This is a genomic window from Desulfotruncus arcticus DSM 17038 (genome assembly GCF_900113335.1).
GTDB lineage: Bacteria > Bacillota > Desulfotomaculia > Desulfotomaculales > Desulfallaceae > Desulfotruncus > Desulfotruncus arcticus.
Map to the genome: position 1 here is coordinate 255,933 of NZ_FOOX01000005.1, position 8,406 is coordinate 264,338.

The following is an 8,406-nucleotide window of genomic DNA, read 5'->3' on the forward strand; positions in this document are numbered from 1 at the left end:
TTAGCGGTGGTTAACGAGATCAAATGATCAACATTGCGTCACCAAAACTAAAAAACCGGTAGCGCATACGAACCGCCTCTTCATACGCGCTCAGCAATCTTTCCCGTCCCACCAGCGCGCTAACCATCATCAGCAGTGTGCTGCGCGGCAAATGAAAATTGGTAATTAAGCCGTCAACAACTTTAAAATCATAGCCCGGGTAAATAAAAATATCCGTCCGGCCTGTGCCCGAGCGCACCTGGCCACCCGGCAATCCTGAAGTTTCCAGGCACCTGGTGGTTGTTGTGCCAACTGCGATTGTCCTACCCCCGGTCTGTTTGTTATTGATAATAGTCTCAGTATCCACTGGAATCTCATAATACTCCGAATGCATTTTATGTTCGGTTATATCCTCTACTTTTACCGGACGGAATGTCCCTAAACCCACATGTAAAATTACAGAAGTTACAGCTGTTCCCCTGTTTTTTATTTGCTCTAAAAGATCAGGAGTAAAATGCAGTCCTGCCGTTGGCGCAGCTGCCGACCCGGGGTAACGGGCATAAACCGTTTGATAGCGCTGCGGGTCCGCTGGCTCCTTTTTAATATAAGGGGGCAGCGGCATTGAACCCAATTTGTCCAAAATTGGCTCAAACTGCCCTTGATAATCAAAACTTATTTTGCGACAGCCACCTGCCAAAACTTCTTGGGCTGTTCCCTTTAGTTCATCCCCGAAAATAATTTTTGTCCCCGGTCGAACACGGCGCCCCGGCCTTACCAGCGTTTCCCAGGTATGATCGTTAATTCGTGTTAACAGCAGCACTTCAATAACTGTACCCGTACCCTCTTTTTTACCCCATAATCTTGCCGGAATCACCTTGGTATTATTAATTACCAGCACGTCCCGGGGATCAATATATTCAACAATATCCTTAAACGTTCTGTGCTCGGGTGCTCCACCGCTTTTGCGCAGTACCATTAGCCGCGATTCGTCTCTTCTGGGGGCGGGGTCCTGTGCAATTAGCTCTTCCGGAAGGTAATAGTCAAAATCGGTAATTTTCATTTAAACATCCTTTAGCTGATCACTTGCCATAATATGTTACCAAGTCAACGCCTGTATAATAGTATTGCAAAATATCCTGGAAACTATAACCTTGACCTGCCAGGCCGGCAGCACCCCACTGGGACATACCTAGTCCGTGTCCCCAACCGTTGCCGGTTATAGTAACAGAACTAAGGTTTCCATCCGGATCATCTGTTTTGGATAAAGTAAACATTGCGCTTTTTAAACTTAGTATTGTTCTAACTCTTTCTGCATTAAACACCATCACCTGCTGCGGGCTGCCGTTGGTGTCCATACCCAGTATTAAGAGCTTTTTCACTCTTCCCCCGGCTGTAGATTCAATTTCCTGCAAGTCTGTTACAGAGCTGTAACTATTCATATCGGGCCAGTATGTTTTTAACTGGCTGTTGACCATTTGGGCCAATTGACTGGCTGAATAGGTAACAGACCAATGATAATATTTGTCATTAGCGTCCGCCGGGTCCGGTTTAGCCTTGATATACCCCAGAGCGTTCGTCCATACATCTTCGCTGTTATCCGTAAAGCCTCCGCTCGATGCGTGGTAAAAGGCAGCTACGGGTTGGCCCCGGTATACCAGCACCAGTCCCCTAGTTTCTTCAACGGCCCTGGTTGATACGGGATTTTCCTGATTAAAGCCCCCGTATATATTATTACTCTGGTTGTCAAGCACGTCGAACCCGTAACTTGCGTAGCTGCCAAGCTGGCTGATTATGTAACTGCGTGCCGTCACCGCCTGCGCTTTTAGCGCCTCTATAGGAAACATAACAGGCATTTCAGCTGGAACAACACCATATAAATACTCTTCAATGGGCAATTCATTTATTGCTGTAATAAGGCTGCCAATCCGCCTGATTTCCAAACTGCCCCGATAAGGCTTTTGTTGATTGTTTTTATTAATACTAACCAAACCTGTGCTTTCAGAAGCGGCAAGCCTGTTGACTTCCCCGCTGCCGTCAACATAATATATGGTCCCCGTATCTTTACCCAGGAAGCGTAAATCCACCTCACTTCCTGATGAAACTGCAAACCCCAATAAATTATCATGTTGAACAAGGCTGCCATCGCCGGTTTCAATTCCAAACCTGACTTTTTTTTCTTCAGCTATTACCGGTCCTACATATTCACCATATAAGCTGCCGTTCCGCATTAAAACAATTCCTGCTCGTCCGGCTTCTGCGGTCCAACTGCTTTCACCCGCATTATCAGCAATAACCTTTCCTGAATTTTCATCCACCAGCCTGTACATACCCGACAAATCAAAGGTTACACTTGGCACGTCCTGCAAAATGCCCACGCGAATCGTCTCCGGGTAAACTTTAACTTCACCGGCGGCAGGTCCCGCCGGGTAGATCAATAGTAATAAAGCGAACATTAGATTAAGCAACCACCTGTTAACCGGCATAAAAAAAGAACCTCCCTTATGCTTCCAATACCGTGGGATAATTCGACAAAAGTTTAAATTTTCCTCTCTTTTTTTGTTGCTCATTACTACCTTTTAAAAAATATATTAAATATCAAAGACAGCATCACACTAACAATGATCATTGTTACCACGGGGAAATAAAAAGTGAAGTTACCTTTTTGAATAAAAATGTCACCCGGCAGCCGGCCAAGGCCGCCGATCTTACCCGCGGCCATCAAGACAGCGCCGGCAACGACTATAAACAGTCCGAAAAAAATAAGCATTTTACCAATAGCGTCAAGGGAATTCATTTTACCCCTCCGTTCTCTTGCGGTAATACCTTTCTTTTTCACTGTAAATACAGCCGCAATACTGCTGCCTATACATACCCAGCCTGCGTGATATATCAGTGGCCTCCCGGTAACCCGGCCTGAAATCCTGATAGTAAAAAGGAATCCCTACCTCCATACTGATAGCATTACCTATATCCTTAATCAGGTCATGTTTCTGATAGGGACTAACCAGAAGGGTTGAGCTGAACGCATCAAATTTTCCATGCTTGGCAATCCGGGCGGCTTTTCTTAATCGCATGCCATAACAGTACATACACCGCATGGATTCCCTATGCACTACTCCTCTAAGGTAACCCTCCAAATCATAGTCATCGTCAACGATCACTTTAAGGTTATTTTCACCGGCATATTGCAGCAGTGTTTCCTTTCTTTGCTGCCACTCCGTAAAAGGATGAATATTGGGGTTGTAAAAGTACCCCTGCACCTGGTGCTTTTCTGCTTGAAGTTTTTGCAGCGGGTAAATAGTACAGGGCCCGCAACAAGTATGCAATAAAATTTTCATTTATAACCGTCCTTATTACCACAAAGTTGGTTGCTTTTCCCCGGGCATCTCAATGCCCAGGTGTTGATACGCCGCAGCCGTAGCCACCCGTCCGCGTGGAGTCCGGGCCAGCATACCCAGTTGAAGCAAGAAAGGCTCACAAACATCTTCAATTGTCCCAGCCTCTTCGCTGATAGAGGCTGCAATTGTTTCCAACCCCACCGGCCCGCCTCCGAAATTCTTGATTATTGCGGTTAAAAGCCTGCGATCCAGTTGGTCTAAGCCCAGAGGGTCCACCTCAAGGAATTCCAGAGCCGTACTTGCCACTTCCCGGGTTATAATACCCTGAGCCCTAACCTGGGCGAAATCACGTACCCGTTTCAACAAGCGATTGGCAATCCTTGGCGTGCCACGGGAACGGCGGGCTATCTCTTCAGCACCATCAGGCTCTATTCCCACTTGCAGTATGCTGGCCGCCCTGGCTGCTATTGTTAAAAGATCCTCTACCCGGTAATAATCCAGCCTGCTGATTACCCCAAACCGGTCGCGCAGCGGAGAAGTCATTAGCCCCGCCCTGGTAGTTGCCCCGATAAGTGTAAACCGGGGCAACTCAATTCTAATGGAGCGGGCCCCGGGGCCCTTGCCGATGACTATATCCAGCGCAAAATCCTCCATAGCCGGGTAAAGAACTTCCTCAACAGTCCTGCTGAGCCGGTGCACTTCATCTATAAAGAGAACGTCACCGTGCTGCAGGCCGGTCAGAATTGAAGCCAGGTCACCGGGGCGCTCAATGGCCGGACCGGATGTAGTCCTTATATTAACTCCCATTTCATTGGAAATAATGTTGGCCAATGTTGTCTTGCCCAACCCTGGCGGCCCGAATAAAAGTACATGATCCAGCGGCTCCCCGCGCTGCAACGCTGCCCGGATAAATATTTCAATAGTTTCTTTAACTTTATTCTGACCAATATATTCACTTAATTTACGCGGTCTAAGATTAACCTCGCCATCCAGGTCTTCCTCCTTTAAAACAGCGGAGATAATCCTATTTTGATCCGAATCCCGCATATAGCCGGAGCCGCCTCCCTTTATTTGTTTCTTTTATTATCCAAGTAACGTAATGACAGCTTAACTGCGTCGGCAACAGCCAGTGTGCTATCAACACATGCTTTATTGGCAGCCTCCCTTGCCTCCACCGCTCCATAACCAAGCATCATTAACGCTTCTGCGGTATCATTAAACAGCCCGGCATTGACTTCGCCCCCAACAGCCTCTTCAGTTTCACCTATAGCGATATTTATTTTTTTGAATTTGTCTTTTAGTTCAAGAATTATTCGTTGGGCAGTTTTTTTGCCTATACCCGGTATGCGCGTAAAAGAGGTCATGTCCTCCAAAGCCAACGCCCTGCCAATACCCTCCGGTTTCATATGCGCCAATATAGACAAAGCCGCCCTGGGACCAATTCCGTTAACACCCAGCAACAGCATAAAAACAGCTATTTCTTCCGGAGTTTGGAAACCGTACAACTGCATGTCATCTTCCCGTACGATCATGTGTGTATGTATTAACACTTCACTATCTTTCCTTTGCAAGCTGGCAGCACAATTTGCCGTAACATTAACCCTGTAGCCAACACCATTAACATCAATTATTACAGTATCTTGTTCCACTGTAAAAACCTTGCCCTTTAGGAATGCAATCACAAAAACGCCCCCAAACCACTGTGGTTATTGGCATGGCAAATAGAAATAGCCAGCGCGTCAGCTACATCATCCGGCCTGGGCACTTCCGGAAGGTTCATAATAACTTTGACCATGTACTGAACCTGCTGTTTTTCCGCCCTTCCGAAGCCTGCCACAGCCTGTTTTACCTGTAGTGGTGTATATTCAAAAACCTCAATGCCAGCCTGGGCAGCCGCCAGTAATAGAACTCCTCTGGCCTCTCCAACAGCTATAGCAGTCCGAACATTACGGTTGAAGAATAGCTCCTCGATAGCTAAACAATCAGGCCGGTAATCTGTTAAAAGATTAGTTAATTGATCATAAATAGACTTTAGTCTCTGATAAAGGGGGTCACCCGTCAAGCTTCGGATACATCCATATATTACGGGGGAAAAAGAATTTCCTCTGTAATCAACTATACCGTAACCTGTAATAGCCAGCCCAGGGTCCACCCCTAATATTCTCATCCTTGTCACTCCCATTAAGATCGTAACATAATCAACACCCAACAGGCAACATCTGTTCGGTTGGAAAGTTAATCTCTTTCCAATTCATCAAAATTTTCCAGCACAGAATAAATTGCCATTTCACTGGGAAATTCAATTGTTTTCTGCAGCTCTTCCTGTTCCGCTGTCGGCAATTCATTATAACGATCAGCCCTAAATATTTTGTCTCTAATGTCCCCAGGCAGTAAATCAAGATCAACGTTTACAACGGATAACACAATATCATCATAGCCAAGCGGTCCCTGAAACACTGCCAGTTTCCCTTCGTACAACCCCAGGTGCCTGTACTCCTTATGCATACCGCAAAACCCATTAACTTTCCTGGTAATATCCAATTCATTATCACGAAAAGTTACCTTCCATCCCTGGCTCTCAGGATATTTAATCTTTAGTCTATTGTAATCCAGTCCTATCAATTCCTGGGGAGCATTTCCTCGATAAAGCAGTTCTACATCACCACAGGAGTATTCATTATATTTAAGCAGCAGTGTGTTTGACCTTACAACCGGGCTGCCATGCTCTCCCGTGAAAGTCTGCAGCACTGTGGACACTGGTTTCATCTGTGGATATGTTACCGAATCCACTATCAGGTAGACACCGACAGCAACAGCGACAACAAAAAGGATTGCTCCAATCAAATTTTTGGCTATCTTCAACATGATCATACCCCTTAATCTTTTAATCTCGTTAACCGCCGCTAAGACTCCCGCCTCTATAGGCGGGAGTTAAGCGGCGATAAACTCGAAATAAGTGCGACTAAGGTTCAGGTGGGGTCAAAACCCCACCTGAACCAAGTCTTCTTTATTAGAGTATTACCACTTAGCAGCCAAAAAATAACAATAGGTTGCTTAAAGCAGCAACCTATTCTTCCCCCAAAGGCTCGTAATTGGTATAAACATTTTGCACATCATCGTGATCTTCCAACATTTCCAGCAATTTTTCCATTTGCTCCTCGTTTTTTCCGTCCAGGGTAACAGTTGTTTTTGACAGCATGGCAATTTCAGCATGACTGATCTTTACCCCTTCAACTTCCAGCACTTCGTTCACTTTATTTAAATCCGATGGCTCCGTAAGAACTTCAAAGCTATCCTCTTCTTCTTTTATATCAACCGCACCCGCATCCAGCACTGTCAACATAAATTCGTCCGCATCCATTGCCAGATTACTTCTTTCTACAATCAGCACCCCCCTGGCATCAAACATCCATGATACGCAGCCTGTTTCACCAAGGTTACCGCCGTATTTTGAAAAGAAGTGTCTTATTTCCCCGGCAGTACGGTTTCGATTATCGGTCATAATTTCAAGCATAACAGCAGTTCCGCCGGGACCATAGCCCTCATAGGTGATTTCTTCGTAATTATCCGCGCCTAGTTCCCCGGAACCTCTTTTAACAGCGCGCTGAATATTATCATTTGGTAGATTTGCCTCTTTAGCCCTGGCAATGGCATTTTTAAGTGCTATATTTGCCTCTGGGTCACCGCCGCCTCTACGCGCGGCTGATATTATCTCTTTGGCCAGTTTGGTGAACACCTTGCCTCTTTGCGCATCAATCTTAGACTTTTTTCTTTTTATAGTTGACCATTTAGAGTGCCCGGACAATTATCGGTCATCTCCTTTCATATCAAATAAATATACAGGTATTCAAAGGTTATAAAGGAGGAGTTGCCGGCAGCTGTCTCTTATGCATACTTTTTCGTGCCAGCTCATCTACTGTTTTTTTAACTCTTTCATCAGCCCGGCCATTTAGAATGTACTCATCAAGCTCTTCATACGTTATTCCCATTTCTTTCTCATCGTTTTGTCCCATCCACAACCCCGCGGAAGGAGGCTTGCTGATAATCGGTTCCGGCACTCCTAAATATTTAGCCAGTTCCTTAACTTCACCTTTTACAAGATTGGCAATGGGAAGTATGTCCACACCGCCGTCGCCGTGTTTTGTAAAATACCCCACGGTTAACTCACAGCGGTTTCCTGTTCCAACCACAAGACTTTGAGTTTCGGCCGCATAATAATAAAGGGTAGTCATTCTTAACCTGGGTTTGATGTTGGCAATTGTCATATCTTTTTTTTCTGGATCATATTCAGAACCGGTAAGCAATTTAACCATTTGTGAAAAAACATTGTCCAAAACAACGGTCTTATATTCTATGCCAATTGTTTTTGCCAGCAACTCAGCATGCTCCGCATCCTGTTTGTTGCTATAGCAAGGCATAATTACACCCAGGGTATTATCGGGACATACGTTTTTGCACATAGTCGCTGTAACCGCAGAGTCTATCCCGCCACTTAACCCTACGACAAACCCCCTGGCACCTCTTTGTTCTTTTTGCGTTAATAACCATTGCTCTATTTTTTTAGCCAGGTTTTCTACCAAGGTACTCTCCCTCCAATCCTAAAACACCATAATAATATTATCATATATTGCTTAGTATAGCCAAATTTAAAGGTTAAATTAAAAGGTATAAACATAATACATAATAGGGTGTTTAAAGGTCGTCGGCAATATAAATAAGCCCCTGGATATAACTCCAAGAGCTCTTTAAAATCAAGTCCGGCAACGACCTACTCTCCCAGGGACAAGCCCAAGTACCATCGGCCCTGAAGAGCTTAACTTCCGTGTTCGGGATGGGAACGGGTGTATCCTCTTCGGTATGGTCACCGGAAAACTTATATATACACTTTTTAAGGTGTTCCTTCAAAAATGCACAGCGATTTTAAAGCATCAGATAGTCTACCTGTCGCCTTTTTTAAGGTCAAGCCCTCGACCTATTAGTACCGGTCCGCTAAACACATTGCTGTGCTTACACGCCCGGCCTATCTACCTGGTAGTCTGCCAGGGGTCTTACTGGATTAACTCCATGGGAAACCTTATCTGGAGGGGGG

The 8,406-nt window shown here is 45.3% G+C and carries 10 protein-coding genes and 2 rRNA genes; all 12 read right to left on the bottom strand.

What is annotated here, in order from left to right; translation table 11 throughout:
- Positions 1–19 precede the first annotated feature (19 nt).
- Complete coding sequence (gene queA, locus BM056_RS09265; RefSeq protein WP_092470954.1) at positions 20–1,039, bottom strand: tRNA preQ1(34) S-adenosylmethionine ribosyltransferase-isomerase QueA; 1,020 nt, start codon at positions 1,037–1,039, stop codon at positions 20–22.
- 19 nt (positions 1,040–1,058) lie between these two features.
- Entirely contained in the window at positions 1,059–2,462 is a 1,404-nt protein-coding gene (locus BM056_RS09270) for a SpoIID/LytB domain-containing protein (RefSeq protein WP_165613450.1), read from the bottom strand.
- 86 nt (positions 2,463–2,548) lie between these two features.
- A complete protein-coding gene (locus tag BM056_RS09275) occupies positions 2,549–2,773 on the bottom strand; it encodes a DUF2905 domain-containing protein (RefSeq protein ID WP_092470958.1) in 225 nt (74 codons plus the stop codon).
- Position 2,774: 1 nt separating this feature from the next.
- Positions 2,775–3,317, bottom strand: a complete 543-nt coding sequence (locus BM056_RS09280; RefSeq protein ID WP_092470959.1) for an epoxyqueuosine reductase QueH — start codon at positions 3,315–3,317, stop codon at positions 2,775–2,777.
- A 15-nt stretch (positions 3,318–3,332) separates the two neighbouring features.
- Complete coding sequence (gene ruvB, locus BM056_RS09285) at positions 3,333–4,364, bottom strand: Holliday junction branch migration DNA helicase RuvB (protein ID WP_092470961.1); 1,032 nt, start codon at positions 4,362–4,364, stop codon at positions 3,333–3,335.
- Positions 4,365–4,384: 20 nt separating this feature from the next.
- The gene (gene ruvA / locus BM056_RS09290) at positions 4,385–4,999 is read right to left on the bottom strand and encodes a Holliday junction branch migration protein RuvA (RefSeq protein ID WP_092470963.1); all 615 of its coding nucleotides are present in this window, start codon (positions 4,997–4,999) and stop codon (positions 4,385–4,387) included.
- On the bottom strand, positions 4,996–5,484 hold the full coding sequence (gene ruvC, locus BM056_RS09295) for a crossover junction endodeoxyribonuclease RuvC (protein WP_092470965.1): 489 nt from the start codon (positions 5,482–5,484) through the stop codon (positions 4,996–4,998). Before ruvC ends, ruvA begins: the two co-directional genes overlap by 4 nt.
- Positions 5,485–5,552: 68 nt before the next feature.
- The gene (locus tag BM056_RS09300) at positions 5,553–6,188 is read right to left on the bottom strand and encodes a hypothetical protein (RefSeq protein WP_131820747.1); all 636 of its coding nucleotides are present in this window, start codon (positions 6,186–6,188) and stop codon (positions 5,553–5,555) included.
- 196 nt (positions 6,189–6,384) lie between these two features.
- Positions 6,385–7,122: a YebC/PmpR family DNA-binding transcriptional regulator gene (locus tag BM056_RS09305; RefSeq protein WP_092470969.1), complete on the bottom strand. Its 738-nt coding sequence runs from the start codon at positions 7,120–7,122 to the stop codon at positions 6,385–6,387.
- Between the two features lie 49 nt (positions 7,123–7,171).
- Entirely contained in the window at positions 7,172–7,897 is a 726-nt protein-coding gene (gene nadE / locus BM056_RS09310) for an NAD(+) synthase (protein ID WP_092470971.1), read from the bottom strand.
- Positions 7,898–8,072: 175 nt separating this feature from the next.
- Positions 8,073–8,186 (bottom strand): 5S ribosomal RNA (gene rrf / locus BM056_RS09315).
- Between the two features lie 86 nt (positions 8,187–8,272).
- Positions 8,273–8,406 (bottom strand): 23S ribosomal RNA (locus BM056_RS09320); the annotation flags it as partial.